Below are 22,746 nucleotides of genomic sequence, written 5' to 3' on the forward strand. Positions count from 1 at the left end.
ACGTTGAGCTGCTTTAAAAAAAATAGCTTAGTTTTAGGCTACAGTTGATCACTGTCTGCTACCTGTATGAAAATAATTATTACTTCTCCATCGCTTGACATTAATACCAACGTCAGCGGTATATCGGCAGTTACTAACTTTATTATAAAGCTCAATACCCAACATACTTATATCCATTTTGAGATAGGCAAGAAAGACGGCGAGAGCCGCGGACTAGCCTGGTTACTGGGTTTACTGGTAATGTATTGGAAATGGTTTTTCCTGATGTGCACCAGTCGTGATTTTATTCATTTCAATTTTCCTGTAGATAAGCGGTCCATCATTCGCGATGGCCCAATGATATTATTGGCTAAACTGTTTAGAAAAAGAATGTTGCTGCATTTGCATGGCGGCGAATATTTAATGCATGATGACCATCCGGGTTGGGTAAAAACAATGATCCCGGCTATACTGTCAGGCAATAATCCCAAAATTGTTTTAAGTACGGTTGAGGAAGAATATATCATTAAAAAATACAACTGTAAAAACGTTTATACGCTACCAAATTGTATTGATTTGACAGAGGCGGAGAAGTTTGAACGCACAGAGCACCCCACCGACGGGTTAGTTTTATTGTTTTTAGGTAGAGTTGTTACCGATAAAGGGCTGGAATATATTTTTCAGGCATTAAAAGCATTGAAAAATCAAGGTTTACCATTTACATTTGTGCTGGCCGGTAAGGGGCCTGACGAAGAAGAATACAAAACGAAGTTTAACGACCTTTTGGGAAAATCATTCGACTTTAGAGGCGTTGTGGGCGGCAAAAGCAAATCAAACGCATTTAAAGATTGCGATGTTTTTTTATTGCCATCTTTTTTTGAAGGTTTACCTATTGCGTTGCTCGAAGCAATGTCATTTGGGTTGGTGCCTGTTACTACCGATGTTGGATCAATCGCGAATGTTGTGAAGCATGATATTAACGGCATATTAGTCAGAACAAAATCGAGCGAGGATATTGCGGACGCTATAATAAAATTAAGTAGCGACAGGGGATTTTTGCATCAATTAAGCACCAACGCGCGAAACACCATTTTTGAAGAATACAGCCCGGCCCGGTATTTTGATTTGTTGAATAACATTTATCAATATGAATAGAATTTTAAACTTTCATTTGGTTAATAATATGGATTGGTTTGAACGAACCATTCTATATATCAAATCTAAGTTTGACCTGGTGAGTACAGACACACTTGATCTGTACTATCAAGGTAAAGTTGATCTGAAAAATGCCGTCCATATCACTGTTGATGATGGCGACGAAACGTTTTACCGTATTATTTACCCGGTTTTAAAAAAACACCAGATACCGGCTTCGTTATATGTTTCTCCAAAAATTTTTAAAGAGCGAATAAATTATTGGTTTCAGGAAATTGAAGGATATGATAAACACGTTATGCGCGAAATCATTTCTGAAGTTACCAATACACCATTGAAAAACCTGGATTCGTTACCCAATGATAACCTGATGAAGGTGATGAAGATTGAAAGAATTCATGAAATTTTAGCCGAATACCGCAAACGTACTAATACACCATTAAAACCTTATCAAAACATGAGCATTGATGAGCTTAGGGAGGTAGATAGGGAAGGACTTGTAACTATTGGTGCGCATACCATGAATCATCCTATTTTGCATAATGAAACCGACGAGGTTAGCAACGACGAAATAGGTAGTTCTATAACAGAGCTTGCCGAACTATTAGGTCATGAAATTACCTGTTTCTCTTATCCAAACGGAATACCTGACTATGATTTTACAGACAGGGAACGTAATTGCCTTAGAGATAATAGAATAAAGCTGGGTTTTTCGACAGAAGCAACAGGTTTCTCAAGGAAAGACAGTATTTACAGTATCCCGCGTATTGGTGTTTCAAATAACGAAAGCAGCGCTTACTTTAAACTGAAGCTATTTGCAGGCCCTGCCTGGATTGTGATAAGAAAACTGAAGCCAAGCGGCGAGTATGTTAACCGTACCGAGATAAAACGGATTATTGTGAACCGATAACCGTATTGTAAAAGTCTAAATATTTTATTGCTGCCTTATCAACCTGGTATTTTTCTAAACTGGTTTCGCGTTCTTTTTTAATCTGCTCCCTGCTTAACGACAAACTTAATGCCTCATCAATTTTAGGGACAAATGCTTCGGGATCAAAGGAATCGGCAATGTAACAATAAGGCATTTCTTCGCCAATATCTGTAAGCGACAAAATAGGTGCTAATACACAAGGCTGCCCAATAAAAAAGGCCTCTAAAATAGTAATAGGCAAGCCCTCAAAAAGCGAGGTGTTTAAAAAACAATCACATCTATCCATCAACGAGTGGATTTGATCCGGCAACTTCACACCCAGGAAATGAATGTTGTTAACGGTTTTAAACAGGGCCAGGTCGCGCTCGCTGGTTTCTTCAAGAATACCGCAAATCAGGAATGATACTTTTTTATCCTGGTATAATGATGCTATGGCTACCGCCAGGGGATAGTTTTTCTGCTCTGAGAGTTTCCCAACCATCAGCACCAGTTTATGATCTTTATTGACTTTATATTCTTCAATAATTTTATCCGCGCTATCATTTACAACCGGCGGAATTATTCCATTATCAATAACCGTTTTTAAGCAATCTCTTTCAATACTGGTTTTAATAGATGCGTTTGAACAGTAGATGCCGGGCGTATGTAAATTTGTCAATAACGTTGGTTTGCTCCATGGTTCTGGCGCGTTGTGAATTGTTGCAATAACCCTGGCCTTCATGATGTTAAATTTGAAGGCTTTTTTATAGAGGCCCACAAACAAGTGCGATATTGGCAAATGTGTGTTAACAATATCGGGCTTAAATTCTTTTAAATATTCGCGGAAAAGCGTGAGGCTTTTAATAATGGTGAAGTTTCGGCCGGGTTTTCTTTGCAGTGTAAAAACCTGTATATCGTGTGCTTCAAGTTCGCCTATTAAAAAAGTTTCAAAAGCAGCGTTCTTACGTTTGTCAATTAAAACTATAGATACGTCATTGCCCAGTTTTTTCTGCTCAAGGGCTAATAAAACCAAAAAAGTTTGTGCCCCACCCGCATACAGGTTGCAAATAACATGACATATCCTCATACCAACAAATAACGTACTAAAGGGTATTAATATTTTTAATATTTAAATGTGTTCAATATAAAAATATTTCAAACAATAATCCCGCCCATTTCTGGTCATTAATTAATAGTTACTTTATCTGAAAGTAAATACCAGTTGTTAGCTATCTTATTGGTATTGGCCAACTTATAAGCTGGGTTAGCATCGGTTTGGCTGGCAAACAAACCAATAGCCAGTTTATATTTTCCGGCAGCAATACCTAAAAAACTGGCAGAACTTTGTTGTTTAACATCTGTATCTGATAGCCACTGCGACGGTTTTAAATCATTTAACCATTGTTTTTGAACAACATTGCCCGCATTATCAATAAGGGCAACAGCAGCAAAGCACGACTGATAAATTTGCGTAACGCCTTTATTTAAAACTTCGGTTTGTATAGTAAAACGTTTGTAATTACTAATTGATGTTGGAATAACAACGCTTTTCATAACAAAATGATAACCAACACGATTACCTATTTTTGTATACAGCGCCTTATTGGCGTTGTACATATCGTTATCAAATTGAATATAGCTGGGTTTGCCAATTTCAACGTCACTACTTAATAAATCGCTTACATTAATTCCGGCCGAAACGTCCCAGTCATAAGACGATGCATACTCAAACACAGATGGCTCTTTGCCTGCAGCCCTGGTGCATTCTTTACCATCAGAATATCTTAACAGCCCGTCTTCGCGCATGCCTATGCCGTTATTTACTGCCCAGTCGTAAGTGCTGTCAAAATCATCAACTCCCCAGGGAGTAATTAGCTGTGTATTTGGGAAGGCTGATTTATAAACTTGCAGATATTGATATTTTAATTGGTCTGCTGTTACGGCAGTTCCATCAATGCCATAAAGGTGCTGCTCGCCCCAGTTGCCGTACGATCTTATGTCAACAAATGCAATGTCTTTATTACCGTTATAACGTAATCCTAACTGTAATATAAATTTATCAAGAGCAGCAAGGAATATTGCATCTGTCCATACCGGGATAACCTGAACAATGGGGTTAGCGGGGTCAAAGTCAGTAGTAACCGTTCTGCTTTTAGCGCCCATGTTAAACACCCATTTGGGGGTTACGTATTGTCCTCCGTCAGGCGTGTCAGACGAGCGGGAAGTGTTTGCACACATAATGCCGAACGAGAATTTCTTTCCGGCAGCTTTGTATTGTTGTATTTGGTCATCAATAAGTTTCCAGTTGAAAACGCCGTTACCTGGCTCAATGTCGGCCCAATCATATCTGATGTAGCCGGTATTAACATTATCGGCATATGTGGCATCATATCCCCAGTATTGAACAAACCCTTTCCCCGGATTGGTGATTAATTCGGTGCTTTCTGCAGGATATACCGTTTGCGAACCAATGGTATCGGCTGGCGCAATTATTGAAGTGATTGTTTGTATAGTGCTGCCCAGGGTTTGGGGAACGGGCCTTAAGTCTGATTTCTGACAAGCAGTAATCAAGAGCATAAAAACTAGGTTAACCAATAGCATAGCTGGGGCCTTCATATTCCTTATTTTTAGGGGAGAACACGTATAATGGTGTTATACGGACACGTACCAAAATAAGTTGCGAATTTAATGATTATTGATTGAGCACAAGATTACTGTTTGATAATGAACAGTTTTGAACAGCATACTCGCTGATTTGCTGCCTGTTTTTTTCCAATAACGCATCGTTATTTACCAAATTTTGCATTTTATGGATAAGGCTTTGCAAATCTTTGTTTTTGAAAGAAAAGTTTTCTTTGTCGATGCAATATTCCAGCAGGCCCGGGCAATCTGATACCAGCACGGGTAGGTTAAAAGCATAACAGGTCATGATAACGCCGCTTTGCGTGGCATCAAAATAAGGCAATACGCATAGATCGGCATCGTTCATAATCTCGGCCAACTCTGCCAGGTCAATAAACCGATTACGGATATCAATATTAGGATAAGTATTACCCGTTAAAAATGACGGATTATATTCATCGCTTGCTTTACCGGCTATGATAAATGTTAATTGATCATTTGTTTTTGAAAGCGTAGTGGCGGCATCATAAAACAGCTCTACACCTTTATATGGCGATATGCGCCCAAAGAACACTATCTTCTTTGTTCCCGCTTTTTTTGCCGGTGTTTTTATGTTGAGATTTTGGAGCGTAAAAACCGGCATTTTAAAAGTCAATACCTTTGCCGCATAATCCGGATAATGCAATTTAAACTCCTGGGTTGAATAGGCCGAATACGTTATAAACTTTTGGATATAAGGAAAATATAATTTTTTAATTATCTCCACACGGCTCTTTTCTTCGCCGGTATGCTGTTTAGGGTCGTGGATGATATAAAATATTTTTTTTCGGCGAAGTCTTAATAAAAAATACCAGTCGGCCAGGCTTAGGTTTTCTATAATGTTAAAGTCGGCTTTAAGTATTTTATACTTTCGTAATAGCCTCATCCAGCCCAGTGCGTTTTTATAACTGCTTTCTTTATGCTGTTCAAACTTGCAAATAACATTTGCGCCTTCAAAATATGGCCGCAGGCGGTTGCCTGTTTCACCTTTAAGCACTTCATCTAATGGTAGTTCTTTGTCTAAATAAGTCTTAGCATCGGCAGCGCTTATGCCCAGGTAATTTGCAGTTTCGGGGCTAACTACCATGATAACGGTTAGGTTTACTTTTTTCTTGAACTCTTTGATAAACTCAACCGAAATGTCAAGAAACCAGGGGCGTGTTATATAATTAACGGTTAGCATAATATCTATAGGTTGTTATTCGGGCTGAGGGGTGTATCTTCCGGTTTTTTCTTTGATAAATCCAGAGATCCTTTTATCAGTTGTGGCTACCACGGTAAGTAATATTATCCAGAACGAAATAAACAATAAGTAGTTGTTGAGTAGGGGTGCCAAAAACACATATAAAGCGAAGCAGACCACCAAAGCAATATACCCATAGCAAACTTCCAGAAATGTTGAGACCTTATTTTTGATCAGGATATAATCCTGCAATAAGTGGAATACAAAAAACGAGATCAAGATGGATAAATTAACCACATGCAAGCTCCTGAAAAACGAACCGTAATTTTTAAGAAAAATAAACCCGGTTAAAGCCAGCGACACATTTACCAGCAGGCTGATGATGTTTAGCCACATATCCTTTTTTTCCAATTTTAAAACGATCAGGATGTTGGCCTGCAAAATTACGGTAGGATAGAAGAGCATGGTTAAAAACATCTCTTTGGTATAGAAAGCTGCGTCGGCAAAGTTTTTGCCGAAAGCAAGCTGGATAATAATATCGGCAAAAGAGTATAAAAACGTAAACGTTAAAAAGCCGTAAAGAAGGTATAGTTTAAAAAAGAAATGATAATGCTTATTAAACGTAGCCTGGTCATCTTCGCGGTATGATTTTAATAGTACAGCGAAGATTGTTGACGACACAATAACCGGAATAAGCTCTGCAACGGCAAAAAACTTAAATGCAACCTCATAAGTAGCGACATTAACAACCGGCAAAAATTTCGATATTAAGATACTGCCTATGCGCCAGTAAATAACAGATATACTGCCTACAATAATAAAGGGCCAGTTGGTGCGTACCAATTGTTTAACATAAGCTGCAGGCACTTTATGGTTAAAGATTGATTTAAATGTTGCCAGTTTAGAGGTTGAGATGGCAAGAAACAGGTTGAGCGTAAACAGCCGGATAAGTACCAGCAAAACAGATAAAGCAACGATGGTATACGGATAAAAGAAAACCACACAAGCCAGAATGACTTTTAATACCGCCTCGATGGTTAAAACGACAAAAGTTTTGTTTTGCTCAAATTGGGCAATGTTTAAGTTTTTAACGGTATAGATAATGTTATCGAAAATAATATTCAGACCAATCAATGCCGTGAGTACTTTGATCATTGGGTCGTCATACAAAAAGAAAGCTACCACAACGTTAACTACGTAAAAGAACACGCCAGAACTTATTTGTATTTTGAGGAACTTATTCAGAAATGCCTTCAGATCCGGTTCGTCCGGCAGTTGCCTGATAAACCACTGGCCCAACCCCAAAGCCGAAAACGAAGCCATGACCTGGTAAAGGGTGTTGGCAATTAAATAACAGCTAAAGTCTTTTTTCGGAAAGTTACGGGCAACAATCACAAAGAAAACCATCAGCAGCACATTCTGAATAATTTGGGATGCAAGCCCCCATATGCTGTTTTTTAATACACCTTTCATTTATTGTTCAATAATGACTACGCCTTTGTCGTATCGTTTACTATATGCAATCAGGATACAGACAATGGTTGCAACAAGCACTATTATCCGTTCGTCGCCCAATGAATATACCGAGTAAAAGCCGAATAGCCAGGTAATAATGGCCGAAATAAGGAAGATGATATAGAAATCTTTCACCCTGATAAAGAAAACTTTAAGCGCATTATAAATAGCGCCAAATATAAAAGCAAACACACCAAAGGTTCCTAAAAAGCCAAGCTCAACCAAAAATTTTAAATAACCGCTCTCTGGTTGGTCAAAGTATACTTTTTGTCCATCAACCAGCCAAAACTGATCTTTTAAAAAGAATTCGGCGTACTTTGAATAGTTACCCATGCCTATCCCAAAAATTGGATAGGTTTCGACTATTTTATAGGCTTGCTGCCAAATTTCATACCGTACCAGGTACGATTTCTCTAACGACTCGCCACGGTTAAAAATAGCCAGGTAGCTGCTTAATACCAATCCCGCTAAAAATAGCGTGGCGCCTCCTAAAAGGGTTGCTGCGCGTACTTTAGGGCTGCTAAACAGTGCTATAAAAGCTATGCCGCCAACTAAGCCCAATAATGCTGCACGCCCACCGGTTAAAAATAAGCCGATAATAGCAAATGCAAAAAGCAAATATTTATACCTGGTAAACTTAGGCGACGAGGGTGAATCAATCAACGTAATAAAACTCAGTGCGGATAAAAACTGGGCAAATTTTTGCGGGTCCTGGAAAATCCCGGGATATCTGATACTCTCAAAAGCGATGTTTGGATTATCGGTAATAAATAAGCTGAAATCTAGGCCCAAAGCCAGCTGAAACATCAAAAACACCAGCGAAACAACCAGGTTTATTTTCAAAAGATCAATTACCCTAAACAAAAACTTTTCATCATCTATACACTCATAAAGCAGTACATGGATGTATAGGATAATAGGTAAAAACCTGATAATATAAAGCAAAGAGTTGGCTATAAAATCTGATAGGAACGTGCCGATGAGCATGACACCTAATATGTACAACGTTAGACGGTGCGTATGCTTGGAGAATATGCGTTTATCTGTCCTTAACGAGTAAAAGAAAAAGAAATAGGTTGCTATCTCAAATACGCTGTACACGTGATCGGGCGAATAGATGACCGGAAAAAACAACAATACAAATACCACATAAGCACGCGACGGATTTGTATCTCTTAACAGATGATAAAAAAATAGCAGAAGTGTGATATAGGGTAATACCCCTAAAATGATTGGTTTCAAATCTCTGTAAAATTCAAAAATAGCATTATTTGACGTGCGTGTTTAAAACTACAAACAATGTGCCTATGTTTCTATATTACGATCAATTTAAAAATAAGCTTTTACCAATCACTTTCAATAATAAAATCACCTCTTTATAAAAAATCGGCTAATTCCATCCTACCTGTTGTACGGTACTTCATTAATCATATGAAAGCCGCGGCAGGTGCAACGGTACCTGATCCGGGTACCGACATGGTTTTATGTACCAGCACGGCTTTGACGACCTGGATGGCCACCATTGGGAATATATGTGGATGGACCCTAACGGTGTGCCGGAGCATCAGGCGTAATGAATGTTAATAGAAATTGCATGTAAACAATAAAGCCTCAAAGACATGTGAGGCTTTATTATTAAATTGGAATAGCCTGCATTAAGGTGGGGAGTAAATTGACTCGTTATTAACAGTGCCAAAAATTAATATGTGTTTATTTGTATATGACTGAATTCTGGGAATCTGCCTTTAACGACAAACAGGAAATGTGGGGGTTTGAACCTGCAAAATCTGCGGTATTGACCAAAAACTTTTTTTTGCAACAATCTGTAAAGGATGTATTGATTCCGGGTTTCGGCTATGGAAGAAATGCGCAGGTTTTCCTAGATGCAAAAATGAACGTGACGGGCATCGAGATATCAAAAACCGCCATTGATCTCGCACATCAGCATTATAATGCTGATATGATCATTTATCATGGCTCAGTTACGGATATGCCGTTTGACCAAACCGCATATGATGGAGTCTTTTGTTATGCCTTAATTCATTTGCTTGATAGTGAGGAAAGAGCAAAGCTAATCCATGATTGCTACGCGCAACTAAAACCAGGCGGCTGGATGGTATTTGCGGTGATCTCGAAGACAGCTCAAACTTATGGTCAGGGGAAACCAATTGGTAAAGATCGCTTTGAATTGTTTGGCGGAGTTAATATGTTCTTTTATGACCAGGAATCCATAGACGAAGAATTCGGTCAGGCAGGATTGGTCGAGGTTATTGAAGTAAAAGAGAACTATCCTTTCTTTCTGATAAAATGTTTAAAGTGACCCTGATATGGAGAAAAGGGTAACTATATAAAAATTTATAAAATTGCATGTTAAACAAAAAAGCCCCGCGGACGTGCGGGGCTTTTTATATCAAATCTATTCCATCACAACAGCTGTTATGAAGTAATCAAAAATACAACTCAACCATTTTTCGCCAACTGCGTGCGGTATGGGCGTAACCTTCCCAGGTGTGAAAGCGGTGCTGCGTGCCTTTCCAGCCTAATATTTCGCTAAACTCATAATTGTCGCCAATAAATGGGTCGGTTTCACCAATAGCAAGCAAAATGTCAATATTGCGTATTTGCTGCAATTGCTTTTCATTGTCCATATTGGCCATAAACTGAAGCGGCATATTAAAGTAAATGTCTTGATTATGATAGCCGTGAAAAAGGTCCTCAAAATATTTTACCGCGCGGGTAAGGTCATAACGGCCGCTCATGCAAACAAGCTTGCTAAACAGTTCGGGGTGCTTCAGGCTAATGTTAGCAGCATGATAAGCTCCTAAACTGCAACCTGCTGCTCCAAAATCGTTGTTGGCGTTCTTTGAGCGCATTAGTGGCAGCACTTCGCATAAAATATATTGTTCGTACTGTAAATGGCGATTTATTTTTTGTTGAGGATGTGCGTTGTTGTTGTAAAGGCTTTCTTCGTCGATACTGTCAACACAAACAAGCTGCAGTTGGCCTTGGTTTATCTTATCTTCAAGCGCACCTACAACTCCCCAGTTCTCGTAATCATAAAAACGGCCCATACGCGGTGGAAAAAATAATACGACCTTACCTGCGTGACCAAAGGTAAGTAACTCCATATCCCGGCCCAATCTATCGCTGTACCACCGGTGATATTCTCTATGCATTGCTAATTAAAAATTTGGCCAAATGTCCTGTTTTTTTATCAAGCCAACATTAACCTGCGGTTAATTATGAATTGCTTAACGCGTTTTTAACTATAGCAGTCCAAAGCTGGTAACCTTTAGGGTTTAAATGAAGGCCATCTTCCAGGAAATAAGAAGCATTGGGTTTGCCATCCGCAGTTAACATGGCGCTATAAACATCTATCCAGTGCCAGTTTGGGAGATTTTTTACCTCGGCAGAAATTATGAGATTGGTAAAATGGAACTGATCTGCCATATGCCAGCGTGCAGCACTGGGTTTAAGAGAAATAAAATAGCAAGGTATTAAGCCAAAGTGTTTTTCGGCCCTCGTCGCTAATTGCTGAAAAAAGAGAAAGACCTCTTCCGGATGGCGGCCGTCGCCCAGGTCATTATCACCTGCATAAACAACCAATCGCTCGGGTTTATAATCACTCATGACGCGGTCAAAGAACCAGGTACAGGCCGCGAGTGTAGAGCCACCAAAGCCAAGATTGATAGGAGCGTATTCGCTAAAGTCGGTTTTTAGATTTTTCCATAGCCTGATAGAGGAGCTGCCGTAAAACAGGGATTTAGGCTGCGATGTCAACTCCTGGCGCTGCTTTTCTAAATGTTTTATTTCGTCCTCGTACCAAAACATATGTAAACCTGTTAATTACTGAAAAACAAAAAGAGCCTTCAAGTTTGAACTTAAAGGCTCTAAGCGCTGCTCCTGAGGCTGGGCTCGAACCAGCGACCCTCTGATTAACAGTCAGATGCTCTAACCAGCTGAGCTACTCAGGAGTGCATTTCCGGTTTGGAGTGTGCAAAAGTATAATTTCTGCGCTTATTTCACAATCTTTTTTTAAAAAAAATATAAGTCGCTAAATATGAGTTTATTTATTTTTTGAATAGGTGTTGCTTGATGATTTTACTTTCAACCACCGCCGCGAAAGTAGCCGTATGATAAGTGGCGGATTTTCGCAATATTTGCGCAAAAAATAAAAATTTATAAATGAGTTTATTAGTTATTGGTACCGTAGCGTTCGACGCTATTGAAACGCCTTTTGGTAAAACAGATAAAATTGTTGGCGGCGCCGCTACCTATGCCGGTTTGGCTGCTTCTTACTTTTATGATAAAGTAAAAATTGTTGCTGTGGTTGGCGACGATTTTCCGCAAACAGAAATTGCCGATTTTAACAATCACGGTATTGATACTGAAGGATTACAGATCAAGAAGGGGGAGAAGTCGTTCTTTTGGAGCGGTAAGTACCATAACGACATGAACAGCCGCGATACGCTGATAACCGAACTGAATGTACTGGCCGATTTTGATCCCATCATTCCTGAAAACTACCAGGATTGCGAATACCTGATGTTGGGTAATCTTACCCCACAAGTGCAGCAAACGGTTATTAAACGCCTTAAAAACCGCCCTAAATTAATTGTAATGGACACCATGAACTTTTGGATGGACATTGCTATGGACGATTTGCTGGAAACGATCAAGTTGATTGACGTATTAACCATCAACGATGCCGAAGCTCGTCAGCTTTCTGGCGAATATTCATTGGTTAAGGCAGCCCGTAAAATCTTAACCCTGGGCCCCAAATATCTGATCATTAAAAAAGGTGAGCATGGCGCGTTACTGTTCCATGAAGACAAGATCTTCTCGGCACCGGCTTTACCTTTGGCTGAAGTGTTCGACCCAACCGGTGCGGGCGATACCTTTGCAGGTGGCTTCATTGGTTATATGGCCAAAGTGGGCAATGTTAACTTCCACAACATGAAAAATGCTATCATTTTTGGCTCGGCGCTGGCTTCATTTTGTGTAGAGAAATTCGGCACCGAAAAAATTAAAAACCTTACTGAAGCAGAAGTTTCTGCACGTATCCAGGAGTTTGTTCAGCTATCTTCTTTCGAGATTAAATAAGCTTAAATACTTTATAACAAAAGGGTGGCATGTTTAAATCATGCCGCCCTTTTTGTTTGTGAATAGTTTAGGTACTTATTTTTTTTGTTTATTTAATTTAATGCCAAGTGTAATTTGCAGGTTATTAGTATTCTGTGTAAACGTGCCTAACGACGAACTCACTTTTTGCGATTGCGGATAGTAGCTATAAGTGGCATCCAACGATAAACGCCTATAGCTATATCCGGCGCCTGCAGATATGCCATATCTTAACTTGTTCTCATAACTAACAGACTTCAAATAACTTTTTACGGCATTAACATACTGTGTGGTATCTCCGTAAGTTTCGTCAGTAAAGGTGATCCGGTTAACATCTTTCATAGGGATGCTTAGTAATGGTCCGGCTTTGATGCTGATATTTGGCGTTGCCCTATAAATCAAATGCACCGGCACATCAATGGTATAAGCCTTACGCGAGTTATTTATTTTGAACGTTTGTACCGTTTTAAAACCTTCTACATCTATAGTGTGGCTATAATCATAACTACCGGCACTGGTATGGGGCGTTAAAAACCGGCCTTGTGCACCTATTGCCCATTGATTATTTAAGTTGTAAGTAGTAAACAAACCCACATAAATATCTACCGGAAGGCTGCCGTAAAAGTTAGTATTTCTAACCTTAGGCGTAAAGCTGCCGTTACTATTAACGCCTAACAGCAATCCCCAATCAAGCTTGTCACCGCTCATCTGTTTTGTTGCTTTAGTCTTTTTACGTACTGATAACTGTCTGGCGGGTTTGAAAGGGTTAGCGAGTATTTTAGGCTGACTAGATGTATTGGCGACAATGTCTTCCCAGGTTAATGATGGAATAGGAGCAGGGGGCAATAATAGCAAACTGTTATTGTTAGCCCGGTTTTGAATGGTTGATGAGCTATCGTTAATCGCCTGCCGGGGGATAGAAACCAAACTGCGGGGGCTACCATTATTATTATTTTCTGAATGATAATTAATTGCCTGGTGATAATCATTTAAACGCGCGTTATTACTCAAGCCCTTTAAGTGATTATGATAACTAGAGGGAAAAATCGACGCGCCTTTGTTTTCGGTTGATCTATGACTGGCATCTTTGTTTGATGATGCTAAAGAACCATTCACATCGGCCGCATTGGCTTCGGGTTCATCAACAACACTATTACTTGCAGCGTTTGCAGATGAATCGGCAGTCGGTTTGATTTGACCCGCCGGGCTGTTTGTTTGCAAAGTGCTATTAGTAGTAGTGCTATCTTTCCTGATTACGGTTTTATTTGCTTTGTGATTTTTATTGATAGGATTGTTCTGTTCATGATGCATTAACACATAAGTGATTGCCCCGCCCAATATCAGTCCCGCTGCTACATATAATAATTTGAACTTAGCCAGGCGCATTAATTGGGCACCTGTATTTGAGCCGCCGCCGTTAGAACCGCCAACCGGCATGTTTTGATCCAAAAGATCATGCATCTCAGACCAGTCGGTCTTTATATCGCCGTTAACCGGCAGCTCGTTACGTTTTTGCTGCCAAAGCTCGTGGTGTTGATTCCGATTGCTCATACTGCTTTGTCCCTCCTTTCTGCTCCGCCATCAGTCAGGCCGGTTAATAGGATTCTTAATTTCTTCTTAGCTTCGGCTAAATGCCAGCGCGAGGTACCCTCGCTGATATTCAGTTGCTCTGCTATTTCTTTATGGCTAAAGCCATCCATTTCGTACAGGTTAAAAACTGTTTGGGTAGCATAGGGCAGCGTGCGGATTTTGGCCAGGATATCTTCAAAATATAGCTTCTCTAATGCCGACGCCTGGATGAAAAAATCGTCATCCTGGTCATGGTCAACCAGTGTAAGCGAAGTGAATTTTAGCTCCTTACGGCAAAGATCAATAGACGTATAGATCATGATCTTGCGTATCCAGCCCCCCAGTTCACCTTTTTCGACATCAAAATTTTTAATGGATTGAAAAACCTTTAAAAACCCGGTATTGAATGCTTCTTTAGCCAACTCCTTGTCAGGCAAATAACTGTGACATACCCGTACCATATCGGCATAGAAAAGCTTGTATAAAGCTTCTTGTGCCGCCCTGTTGTTGTTAACGCATCCGCTAACCAGTTCGCTGGCTTGGTGTTTTGGCAGGTTCATTCAAAATTAGTCGATCACATAGCTTCTCAAAGACGCTCTTCGCCGCGAATTACAAAAACGTTGGGTCCATTTTGAAAATATTTTTAAATATACATGAGTTGGCCAAACTTCAAACCAAAGCTTTTGTATTACTAATGAAATTTAAATAAGGGGAGCAGGGTTGAGCCACTCCCCAAGCCCGCAATTGCCGGTCATTATGCGGGTTAAAGTGTGATGTGTTTATGTTTTTAAGCTGTATTTCTTCTATAACGGTTTTTGTGTCTGACATCCTTTTGTACATATCATCGTAGAGTCGGTGAGAAACGTTGGGTCCATTTGAAAATATTTTTAAATAGCTATGCGTTGGCCAGATTTACCGGCCAAGTATTTTATTTGGCTGACGATTTTCACCCGTAAAATTACTTTTAGAGGTTGAGGACCCCGGGGCCTCATTTGCAGGGTCCCATAATGTTATTAACAAGAATAATGCGAAGGATATACAAGCTAATAATTCCATTTGATCTGTATTAAATTGATGTTTTTAAGGTGTGTTTATTGTGTCATCGCACCAGGATGGGAGAACGTTGGGTGGGAAAGAAATTTATTTTCAAGAAGTCATCCTGAACTTGTTTCAGGATCTCCGGCGACGGGTTGTCAGAGTTGCTTAGCAGGTGAGATACCGAAACAAGTTCGGCATGACATAGCTATGAAATATAGTTATGCCAATCTCCCAATCGCATCAAAATTCTGAAACACCCATTCATCATGCGGCGCATCGCCCAGTTCATGGGTCAAATCCTGGCCGGCCCAATGCTCATAATGCTTGCCATTGCGCCATAGGCGACTGCGGCTTACGTCATAAATTAACCCTTTGTAGGCAATCCATACCTCAGGCTTATCTTGCCCGTTGCGCAGAGCTAATTGAGATTTGGTGTATACAGGCAGTTCGTTCATGGTTTAAAAACTATGGCTTTAAGGTATAAAGCAACTTTATGCGTATTAGATATCCGGATGCGATGGTCCAGGATCTCATTAACCGGCATACGCTGGATCTTTTTGAATAATTGAAGATAATAGCTGTAAGCGGTATAAACGCCCAGCCGAACACCTTTTGGCAAAAGCCGGATGCCTTCAAGCCCTTTATCAAAATCTTTTTGGATATCGGCCTCGATAGTCTGTTTATCCTGTTGAGTGAAGTTATTGAAGTCGACACCGGGGAAATACGTGCGGCCGCGATCAACATAATCAGCCTTAATATCCCGCAAAAAATTGATTTTCTGAAAAGCCGATCCCAGGCTTAGCGCCATAGGTTCTAAGCGCTGGTAAAGTGCTTTATTACCCTCACAAAATATTTGCAAACACATCAAACCAATCACACCGGCCGAGCCATGGATGTAAGTTTCGTAATCGTTATCCGTATAAATTTGATGATCAAGATCCATTTCCATCGAGCGCAAAAACTCTTCAATAAGCTGGCTGTCGATGTCGTATTGATTGACTATCAGTTGAAAAGAGTGCAACACCGGGTTCAAACTTATTTTTTGGTCGATAGCTTTAAAAGTATCCTGCTTAAAATCGTGGATGAGTGCGGTTTTGTCGTGATTATGGAAAGTGTCCACAATCTCGTCCGCGTAGCGTACAAAGCCATAAATAGCATAAACAGGATACCTGAATTGCTTACTAAATGCCTTAATACCTTTGCTGAATGAAGTGCTGTATTTTGTGGTTATTAATTTACTGCATTCAAAACAGGCTTCGTCATACAGATCCATTGTCTCACGTGTGCGCTGGGCTTCAAAAGTACATATTTCAACCCGCCCGCAAAACAATTTGCTTACTTTAGGCCGTCAAATTTATGCAGCCCCAAAAACATATCGTAGTAATAGGCAGCGGCTTCGCCGGGTTGTCGGCCGCCTGTGTTTTGGCTAAAGAGGGGTATAAGGTTACCATCCTCGAAAAAAACGACCAGCCCGGTGGCCGCGCGCGGGTTTGGCAACAGGATGGTTTTACGTTTGACATGGGGCCAAGCTGGTATTGGATGCCCGATGTTTTTGAGAATTTCTTCGCGCTGTTTGGCAAAAAACCATCGGATTATTATGATTTGAAAAGACTTGACCCTGGCTATCGAATTTATTATGGCAAAGATGATTCAATGGATGTGCCCGGAACGAGATTGGAACTCGTTCACCTCTTTGAAAGTATCGAACCCGGCAGCGGTGTTAAACTCGACGAGTTTTTAAAACAAGCCGAATACAAATATCGCGTGAGTATGAGCGATTACGTATTCCGCCCATCGCACAGCCTTGGCGAGTTTCTGGATTTTAATCTGATCAAAAAAAGCCTGAAAATGCAACTGCTCAGCAGTATGCGCAGCCATATAAACCGGTATTTTAAAAACCCGAAGCTGCGGCAATTGCTGGAGTTTCCGGTGTTGTTTTTAGGGGCGACACCGCAAAATACTCCGGCCATGTACAGTCTCATGAACTATGCCGATTTGGTACTGGGCACCTGGTACCCGATGGGCGGCATGCGCCAAATTGTTAACGCTATGATTAACCTGGCCGAAAGTTTGGGTGTCGAGGTCAAAACTGATACCGAAGTAACTAAAATTGAGGTGACCGGCAATCGGGCGACAAAAGTCAAAACTAACAAAGTGGATATCGATGCCGATATGGTTATAGCCGGAGCAGACTATGCGCATGTGGAGCAAAAGTTACTGGATGAACCTTACCGAAACTACACCGCCGAATATTGGGATAAGCGGACGATGTCGCCATCAAGCCTGATATTTTACATCGGCCTGAATAAAAAAATAAAGGGCATTCAACACCACAACCTATTTTTTGATGCCGATTTTGAGCAGCATGCTAAGCAAATCTATACCTCGCCACAATGGCCGGATGAACCGCTGTTTTACGTTTGCTGCCCTTCAAGAACTGATATCACTGTAGCGCCAGAAGGTTGTGAAAATCTGTTCTTCTTAATGCCTGTAGCGCCCGGACTGGAGGACAATAAATACATCCGCCAAAAATACTTTGAGCTTTTGCTAACACGATTTGAAAGCATTACCGGGCAAAGTATACGCAATAGCATTGTGGTGAACCGCAGTTATGCCATCAATGATTTTAAAGCTGATTATCACTCTTTTAAAGGTAATGCCTATGGATTGGCCAATACTTTAGGCCAGACAGCTTTTTTTAAACCGGCCATGCGCAATGAGCATGTTAAGAATCTGCTATATACAGGGCAGCTGACAGTGCCCGGGCCGGGCGTGCCACCGGCTATTATCTCCGGGCAGATTGTGGCGAAGGAGGCGATGAAATATTTGAAGGAACGCGGGTGACTCACCCCGACGTCGCTTCGCTCGTCGACCCTCTCTTCGCCTTTGGCGAAAAGAGGGTGAATATAAAATGTGAAAAGTCAAATAACCCTCTTTCCCGCTTGCGGAAGAGAGGGTGGTCCAGCGAAGCGTAGACCGGGTGAGTCCCTCCGCTGTGCAAAAGCATCCACCTCCAAACCATAACCCATCCCAATTGTACTTAAGATGATAAATTAAAAAATATGATGCCCTTAGCTACCCAGGTTGCCTGGTTATTTATAATTGCTATTCCCGTTGCCTGCATTGCCTGGACCGTTACGCATGAAGAAGTATTTCGCGAGCCGCGCGATTATTGCATCAAACAAAGTAAAAGCGAAGGCAGCTTGTTGAAACGTAAATTCTTTTACCTTTTTACGTGTGAGTATTGCTTTAGTCACTATGTGACTATTTTAATGCTGATCTTTACAGACTATAAACTATTGCTGAGCGATTGGCGCGGATATGTGCTCGCCGGCTTTGCCTTAGTATGGATAGCCAATTTATACATGGCCATCTTTGCGCTCATTAAAGTGGATGTTAACCTGGAACGTCTGCAGGTAAAAAAAGAAGAGCAGGAGCAGAATAAGAAAGATTCTTAAAGCCTATTTAAATACCGTTTTCTGATAAACCAGCGGGCTTTTACCGGTGATGCTTTTAAAGTATTTATGAAAGCTGGTGAAATTATGAAAACCGCTCTCATAGCAAATTTGCTTTAAATTCATTTTGTTTTCAATCAGCAACTTACACGCATGACCAACGCGGATCTCATTAATAAACTGCAAATAGGTTTTACTGGTGCGCGATTTGAAGTACCGGCAGAAAGAATTTGGACTGATATTGGCCACCTCTGCCATTTCTTCGATCTGGATCTTACGCTTAAAATTGGCTATCGAATAATTATAGATGGCATTGATACGATCGTTCTCTGAGGTCGCAAAATCAACCCGCGAGCCAATAGATGAGATCACCTCTACCTGTTTGGCACTGCCGACACGCATCAGGGCTTCCATCAGCAGCATGATCTTTTGTGGGCCTTCTGCTTTTACGGTTGCTTCAATCAGCCTGCCCAATGAATGTCTATCGTCGCCATTGATCTTAATGCCGTGTTTCGATTTTTCGAGTATGTTGCGAATAACAGTGTTTTCAGGCAGTTGCAGAAAGCTGTCACCCCAAAAATTCTCGTTAAAGTGTATTACGCTTACGTCCGCATGGTTATTCTCTTCGTCCTCAAAATATACGTTATCAAAGCGCCAATAATGCGGCAGGTTGGTGCCTACCAAATACACATCGCCCGACTGAAAATGCTGTATGCTATCGCCAATAAAGCGCGTGCCATTGCCCTCTCTAAAGTAGATTAACTCTACCTCCGGATGATAATGCCAGTGGTTGTTCACATAAGGCACTTTGTCTTGCCTTGAACTGAACGAGTGCACCAGGTCATTAGATACTTTGAGTAATTGCGGTTTCATTGGACGATAATATTATCTAATTTATTCTTAATAATAAACATTATATTGAAAATATGCCAAAATAATTTAATAATTAGACAATAACGTAAAGTTTTTTAAACGCTTATTCTGCTTTCTTTGGTATAACCGAATTATAAACCAAACCACGCTAAGTGGCCATGATCAAACTAAAAACCATGAGAAGATCAAAACTATTACCGGCATTATTAATTGCGATGCTTTCTTTCTCGGCCGCAAGGGCTCAGAAAATGATAGGCACCGAAACCGATGCGCAAAAGCAACAACGAATGGCCTGGTGGACAGACAGCCGTTTCGGTATGTTTATCCACTGGGGGCTTTACTCGGGTGCTGCCCGTCACGAATGGGTGAAGCATAACGAGGCCCTGAGCAACGAGCAATACCAAAAGTATTTCGATGCATTTAATCCCGATTTGTTTGAACCCACTAAATGGGCCAAAGAAGCCAAAGCCGCAGGTATGAAATATGCGGTATTGACCACCAAACACCACGAAGGTTTTTGTTTGTTCGACTCAAAATATACCGACTATAAAGCACCCAACACCCAAGCCAAACGCGATTTGGTTAGAGAGTATGTTAATGCTTTCAGAGGGCAAGGCTTAAAGGTGGGTTTCTATTATTCACTGCTTGACTGGCACCATCCTGATTACGTGATGGATGATATCCACCCGCTAACTCAAAAAGATAAAAGCAAAGAGCACTATGCGCAGCTAAACAAAGGCCGTGATATGGCTAAATATCGCCTGTACTTACGCAACCAAATCACCGAGCTGTTAACCAACTATGGTAAAATAGATATCCTTTGGTTAGATTTTTCGTTCCCTAATAAGAAAGACAAGATGCGTGGTAAGGATGCCGATGACTGGGGCGCTGTGGAACTGGTGAAACTGATCAGGAAACTGCAGCCGGGTATCATTATTGATAATCGCTTGAACCTGGATCAATATAAAGACGGTGCTGACTTTGAAACACCTGAGCAAGTGAGCACCAAAGAGTTAGAGAAATACCGTGGCCATACCTGGGAAACCTGTCAAACCTTCTCAGGCTCATGGGGATACTATCGCGATGAGAACACCTGGAAAACACACCGTCAGCTACTTGACCTGCTGATCACCTCGGTGGCTAATGGGGGTAACCTGATCCTGAACGTAGGCCCAACCGCCCGCGGCGAGTTCGATTACCGTGCTACCAACGCTTTAGATAGCATGTCGTACTGGATGCACGCCAATAACCAGTCTATCTATAACTGTACTTATGCGCCGAGTTCTTTCTCAGTGCCTGAAGGTGACAGGCTGACTTATAACCCGATAACCAAGAAGCTGTATCTGCACTTATTCAACTACCCAACCGATGGTGTGTTGACACTGCCGGGCTATGCCGGCAAGGTTAAGTATGCACAGTTTTTGAATGATCACTCAGAAGTGCTTAATAAAGCAAATAATGATGATTTGGTTGTAACTTTGCCAAAGAATAAACCCCCTTATGAGATACCTGTTGTGGAGCTTAGCCTGCAATAGCATCACATAAATCATATATACAACTGATACAATGTCTGTTCAAAAAGAAACTGTTTTAAGAATACATCCACATGATAATGTGTTGGTGGCCTTACAAGATCTGCCTGCCGGTACTGTTATCCCTTTTAACGGGGATAGCATCACGCTGGCGACCGATGTAGCCGTCAAACACAAATTTACCATAAGCGACCTGGATACCGATGCCGAAATTTACATGTATGGCGTGCTGGTGGGCAAAACCAACAGGCCTATAGCCAAGGGCACTGCTATCACGGTAGATAACATCCACCATGCTGCCAGCGACTTCAAACTGGGCGAACGCAAGCTCAACTGGCACAAGCCCGAAGTTGACAAGTTTGCACAGCGCACCTTCTTAGGTTATCACCGTGGTGATGGCTCGGTGGGTACGGCTAACTACTGGTTAGTGATACCGCTGGTGTTTTGCGAGAACCGCAATATCATGGTGTTAAAGGATGCATTGGTAGAGAAACTGGGTTTCCGCAAGGCTAAGACTTATGAGACAGAGGTGGACAGCCTGATAGACCTGTATAAGACAGGCAGTTCGGTTGAATCGATATTGAATGCTGATTTGCAGATGCAATCGGCAGAGAAAGGGCGGAGCAAGCTGTTTGAGAACATAGACGGCATCAAATTCCTGACCCATGATATGGGTTGCGGTGGCACCAAGTCAGACTCTGACGCTTTATGCGGATTGCTGGCTGGCTACATTACGCACCCTAACGTGGCGGGCGCTACCGTATTAAGCCTGGGTTGCCAGCACGCGCAAGCCAGTATCCTGGAAGACGAGATCAAGAAGCGCGACCCTAACTTCAGCAAGCCGCTCATCATGCTGGAGCAGCAGAAGATAGGTAAAGAGAGCGTGTTAATGCAGGAGGCCCTGAAGCAAACCTTTGCCGGCTTAATAGAAGCTAATAAACAAGAACGCCGCCCGGCGCCGATCAACAAGATCTGTATTGGCTTGGAGTGCGGTGGGTCCGACGGATTTTCGGGTATATCGGCTAACCCGGCTTTGGGTTATGTGTCTGATGTGCTGGTGAGCCTGGGTGGCAGCGTGATATTGGCTGAGTTCCCCGAGCTTTGTGGGGTAGAGCAGGAGCTGAGCGACCGCTGTGTAGATGTTGATACCGCACAGAAGTTCATGCACTTGATGCGTACCTACAATGCCCGCGCCGAGGCAGATGGTTCCGGCTTTTACGCCAACCCTTCGCCGGGCAATGTGCGCGATGGCTTGATTACCGATGCCATCAAGTCGGCAGGTGCGGCTAAGAAGGGTGGTAACTCGCCGGTTACTGCTGTGTTGGACTATCCCGAGAAGGTGACTAAACCCGGCCTTAACCTGTTATGCACGCCAGGCAGCGACGTGGAAAGCACCACTGCCGAGGTAGGCTCGGGTGCTAACATTGTACTATTCACTACCGGCCTGGGTACTCCAACCGGTAACCCTATAACCCCGGTGATCAAGCTATCTACCAATACCCGCATTTATGAGCGGATGCCGGATATCATTGACATTAACTGCGGTACCATTGTGGAGGGCACCGAAACCATCGAGCAAACCGGCGAGCGCATTCTCAACTATGTCATCGACGTAGCTAGCGGTGTGGTTCAGCCAAAATCGGTACAGTTAGGGCAGGATGACTTCATCCCGTGGAAGCGCGGTGTTTCGTTATAGTGTTTTGTTTCACGTGTGTGTGTCATAAATGAAACAAGTGAAACAGCCTTATCTGTTAG

General features: G+C 41.7%; 20 protein-coding genes and 1 tRNA gene. 8 read left to right on the top strand and 13 right to left on the bottom strand.

The genetic code is table 11. The annotated features are described in order from the left end of the window. Positions 1 to 66: 66 nt before the first annotated feature. Positions 67 to 1,134, top strand: a complete 1,068-nt coding sequence (locus HB679_RS12705; RefSeq protein ID WP_214072357.1) for a glycosyltransferase family 4 protein — start codon at positions 67 to 69, stop codon at positions 1,132 to 1,134. Beyond that, positions 1,127 to 2,044: a polysaccharide deacetylase family protein gene (locus tag HB679_RS12710; RefSeq protein ID WP_214072358.1), complete on the top strand. Its 918-nt coding sequence runs from the start codon at positions 1,127 to 1,129 to the stop codon at positions 2,042 to 2,044. The genes HB679_RS12705 and HB679_RS12710 overlap by 8 nt, the downstream gene beginning before the upstream one ends. On the opposite strand, the gene HB679_RS12715 is transcribed toward HB679_RS12710, so the two are convergent. The 5 genes from HB679_RS12715 to HB679_RS12735 all read right to left on the bottom strand — a co-directional run bounded on the left by HB679_RS12715 (position 2,028) and on the right by HB679_RS12735 (position 8,645). After that, positions 2,028 to 3,131, bottom strand: a complete 1,104-nt coding sequence (locus tag HB679_RS12715; protein WP_214072359.1) for a glycosyltransferase family 4 protein — start codon at positions 3,129 to 3,131, stop codon at positions 2,028 to 2,030. The genes HB679_RS12710 and HB679_RS12715 overlap by 17 nt on opposite strands. Before the next feature lie 98 nt (positions 3,132 to 3,229). After that, positions 3,230 to 4,660, bottom strand: coding sequence for a DUF4832 domain-containing protein (locus HB679_RS12720; RefSeq protein ID WP_214072360.1), 1,431 nt, complete (start codon positions 4,658 to 4,660; stop codon positions 3,230 to 3,232). A gap of 76 nt (positions 4,661 to 4,736) precedes the next feature. Then, a complete protein-coding gene (locus HB679_RS12725; RefSeq protein WP_214072361.1) occupies positions 4,737 to 5,888 on the bottom strand; it encodes a glycosyltransferase family 4 protein in 1,152 nt (383 codons plus the stop codon). Positions 5,889 to 5,903: 15 nt separating this feature from the next. Next, the gene (locus tag HB679_RS12730) at positions 5,904 to 7,361 is read right to left on the bottom strand and encodes an oligosaccharide flippase family protein (protein ID WP_214072362.1); all 1,458 of its coding nucleotides are present in this window, start codon (positions 7,359 to 7,361) and stop codon (positions 5,904 to 5,906) included. Continuing rightward, a complete protein-coding gene (locus tag HB679_RS12735) occupies positions 7,362 to 8,645 on the bottom strand; it encodes an O-antigen ligase family protein (protein WP_214072363.1) in 1,284 nt (427 codons plus the stop codon). 478 nt (positions 8,646 to 9,123) lie between these two features. Between HB679_RS12735 and HB679_RS12740 the strand changes: the two genes are divergently transcribed. After that, complete coding sequence (locus tag HB679_RS12740; RefSeq protein ID WP_214072364.1) at positions 9,124 to 9,723, top strand: class I SAM-dependent methyltransferase; 600 nt, start codon at positions 9,124 to 9,126, stop codon at positions 9,721 to 9,723. Positions 9,724 to 9,850: 127 nt separating this feature from the next. On the opposite strand, the gene HB679_RS12745 is transcribed toward HB679_RS12740, so the two are convergent. From HB679_RS12745 to HB679_RS12755, 3 genes are all read right to left on the bottom strand, one after another. After that, positions 9,851 to 10,579 carry an alpha/beta hydrolase-fold protein gene (locus HB679_RS12745; RefSeq protein ID WP_255547599.1) on the bottom strand — a complete coding sequence of 243 codons (729 nt, stop codon included), beginning with the start codon at positions 10,577 to 10,579 and terminating at the stop codon, positions 9,851 to 9,853. Between the two features lie 64 nt (positions 10,580 to 10,643). Continuing rightward, on the bottom strand, positions 10,644 to 11,234 hold the full coding sequence (locus HB679_RS12750) for an SGNH/GDSL hydrolase family protein (protein WP_214072365.1): 591 nt from the start codon (positions 11,232 to 11,234) through the stop codon (positions 10,644 to 10,646). A gap of 69 nt (positions 11,235 to 11,303) precedes the next feature. Next, positions 11,304 to 11,377 (bottom strand) — tRNA-Asn (locus tag HB679_RS12755). Between the two features lie 211 nt (positions 11,378 to 11,588). Here HB679_RS12755 and HB679_RS12760 point away from each other — a divergent pair. Beyond that, the gene (locus HB679_RS12760; RefSeq protein WP_214072366.1) at positions 11,589 to 12,506 is read left to right on the top strand and encodes a PfkB family carbohydrate kinase; all 918 of its coding nucleotides are present in this window, start codon (positions 11,589 to 11,591) and stop codon (positions 12,504 to 12,506) included. 75 nt (positions 12,507 to 12,581) lie between these two features. Here the strand turns inward: HB679_RS12760 and HB679_RS12765 are convergent, their stop codons facing one another. The 4 genes from HB679_RS12765 to HB679_RS12780 form a co-directional block, all read right to left on the bottom strand. After that, positions 12,582 to 14,075: a porin family protein gene (locus HB679_RS12765; RefSeq protein ID WP_214072367.1), complete on the bottom strand. Its 1,494-nt coding sequence runs from the start codon at positions 14,073 to 14,075 to the stop codon at positions 12,582 to 12,584. Continuing rightward, positions 14,072 to 14,653: a sigma-70 family RNA polymerase sigma factor gene (locus HB679_RS12770; RefSeq protein ID WP_214072368.1), complete on the bottom strand. Its 582-nt coding sequence runs from the start codon at positions 14,651 to 14,653 to the stop codon at positions 14,072 to 14,074. Before HB679_RS12770 ends, HB679_RS12765 begins: the two co-directional genes overlap by 4 nt. Before the next feature lie 696 nt (positions 14,654 to 15,349). Then, on the bottom strand, positions 15,350 to 15,586 hold the full coding sequence (locus HB679_RS12775; RefSeq protein WP_214072369.1) for a cytochrome b5 domain-containing protein: 237 nt from the start codon (positions 15,584 to 15,586) through the stop codon (positions 15,350 to 15,352). Further along, the gene (locus HB679_RS12780) at positions 15,583 to 16,404 is read right to left on the bottom strand and encodes a phytoene/squalene synthase family protein (protein WP_214072370.1); all 822 of its coding nucleotides are present in this window, start codon (positions 16,402 to 16,404) and stop codon (positions 15,583 to 15,585) included. Before HB679_RS12780 ends, HB679_RS12775 begins: the two co-directional genes overlap by 4 nt. Positions 16,405 to 16,487: 83 nt before the next feature. Between HB679_RS12780 and crtI the strand changes: the two genes are divergently transcribed. Further along, on the top strand, positions 16,488 to 17,975 hold the full coding sequence (crtI, locus tag HB679_RS12785) for a phytoene desaturase family protein (protein ID WP_214072371.1): 1,488 nt from the start codon (positions 16,488 to 16,490) through the stop codon (positions 17,973 to 17,975). 218 nt (positions 17,976 to 18,193) lie between these two features. Beyond that, entirely contained in the window at positions 18,194 to 18,589 is a 396-nt protein-coding gene (locus HB679_RS12790; protein WP_255547600.1) for a hypothetical protein, read from the top strand. A gap of 3 nt (positions 18,590 to 18,592) precedes the next feature. Here the strand turns inward: HB679_RS12790 and HB679_RS12795 are convergent, their stop codons facing one another. Further along, on the bottom strand, positions 18,593 to 19,459 hold the full coding sequence (locus HB679_RS12795; protein ID WP_214072372.1) for a helix-turn-helix domain-containing protein: 867 nt from the start codon (positions 19,457 to 19,459) through the stop codon (positions 18,593 to 18,595). Between the two features lie 176 nt (positions 19,460 to 19,635). On the opposite strand from HB679_RS12795, the gene HB679_RS12800 reads away from it, so the two are divergent. Next, positions 19,636 to 20,994 carry an alpha-L-fucosidase gene (locus HB679_RS12800; RefSeq protein ID WP_214072373.1) on the top strand — a complete coding sequence of 453 codons (1,359 nt, stop codon included), beginning with the start codon at positions 19,636 to 19,638 and terminating at the stop codon, positions 20,992 to 20,994. A gap of 31 nt (positions 20,995 to 21,025) precedes the next feature. Beyond that, entirely contained in the window at positions 21,026 to 22,687 is a 1,662-nt protein-coding gene (locus HB679_RS12805; RefSeq protein ID WP_214072374.1) for an altronate dehydratase family protein, read from the top strand. The last annotated feature ends 59 nt before the right edge of the window (positions 22,688 to 22,746 follow it).

The sequence above is a fragment of the Mucilaginibacter sp. dw_454 genome (assembly GCF_018449775.1).
In the GTDB taxonomy this organism is placed as follows: Bacteria; Bacteroidota; Bacteroidia; order Sphingobacteriales; family Sphingobacteriaceae; genus Mucilaginibacter.

Coding starts and splice junctions, on each gene's coding strand:
- HB679_RS12705 (WP_214072357.1), top strand. CDS start 67: ATGAAAATAATTATTACTTCTCCATCGCTTGACATTAATACCAACGTC.
- HB679_RS12710 (WP_214072358.1), top strand. CDS start 1,127: ATGAATAGAATTTTAAACTTTCATTTGGTTAATAATATGGATTGGTTT.
- HB679_RS12715 (WP_214072359.1), bottom strand. CDS start 3,131: ATGAGGATATGTCATGTTATTTGCAACCTGTATGCGGGTGGGGCACAA.
- HB679_RS12720 (WP_214072360.1), bottom strand. CDS start 4,660: ATGAAGGCCCCAGCTATGCTATTGGTTAACCTAGTTTTTATGCTCTTG.
- HB679_RS12725 (WP_214072361.1), bottom strand. CDS start 5,888: ATGCTAACCGTTAATTATATAACACGCCCCTGGTTTCTTGACATTTCG.
- HB679_RS12730 (WP_214072362.1), bottom strand. CDS start 7,361: ATGAAAGGTGTATTAAAAAACAGCATATGGGGGCTTGCATCCCAAATT.
- HB679_RS12740 (WP_214072364.1), top strand. CDS start 9,124: ATGACTGAATTCTGGGAATCTGCCTTTAACGACAAACAGGAAATGTGG.
- HB679_RS12745 (WP_255547599.1), bottom strand. CDS start 10,579: ATGCATAGAGAATATCACCGGTGGTACAGCGATAGATTGGGCCGGGAT.
- HB679_RS12750 (WP_214072365.1), bottom strand. CDS start 11,234: ATGTTTTGGTACGAGGACGAAATAAAACATTTAGAAAAGCAGCGCCAG.
- HB679_RS12760 (WP_214072366.1), top strand. CDS start 11,589: ATGAGTTTATTAGTTATTGGTACCGTAGCGTTCGACGCTATTGAAACG.
- HB679_RS12765 (WP_214072367.1), bottom strand. CDS start 14,075: ATGAGCAATCGGAATCAACACCACGAGCTTTGGCAGCAAAAACGTAAC.
- HB679_RS12770 (WP_214072368.1), bottom strand. CDS start 14,653: ATGAACCTGCCAAAACACCAAGCCAGCGAACTGGTTAGCGGATGCGTT.
- HB679_RS12775 (WP_214072369.1), bottom strand. CDS start 15,586: ATGAACGAACTGCCTGTATACACCAAATCTCAATTAGCTCTGCGCAAC.
- HB679_RS12780 (WP_214072370.1), bottom strand. CDS start 16,404: ATGGATCTGTATGACGAAGCCTGTTTTGAATGCAGTAAATTAATAACC.
- crtI (WP_214072371.1), top strand. CDS start 16,488: ATGCAGCCCCAAAAACATATCGTAGTAATAGGCAGCGGCTTCGCCGGG.
- HB679_RS12790 (WP_255547600.1), top strand. CDS start 18,194: ATGATGCCCTTAGCTACCCAGGTTGCCTGGTTATTTATAATTGCTATT.
- HB679_RS12795 (WP_214072372.1), bottom strand. CDS start 19,459: ATGAAACCGCAATTACTCAAAGTATCTAATGACCTGGTGCACTCGTTC.
- HB679_RS12800 (WP_214072373.1), top strand. CDS start 19,636: ATGAGAAGATCAAAACTATTACCGGCATTATTAATTGCGATGCTTTCT.
- HB679_RS12805 (WP_214072374.1), top strand. CDS start 21,026: ATGTCTGTTCAAAAAGAAACTGTTTTAAGAATACATCCACATGATAAT.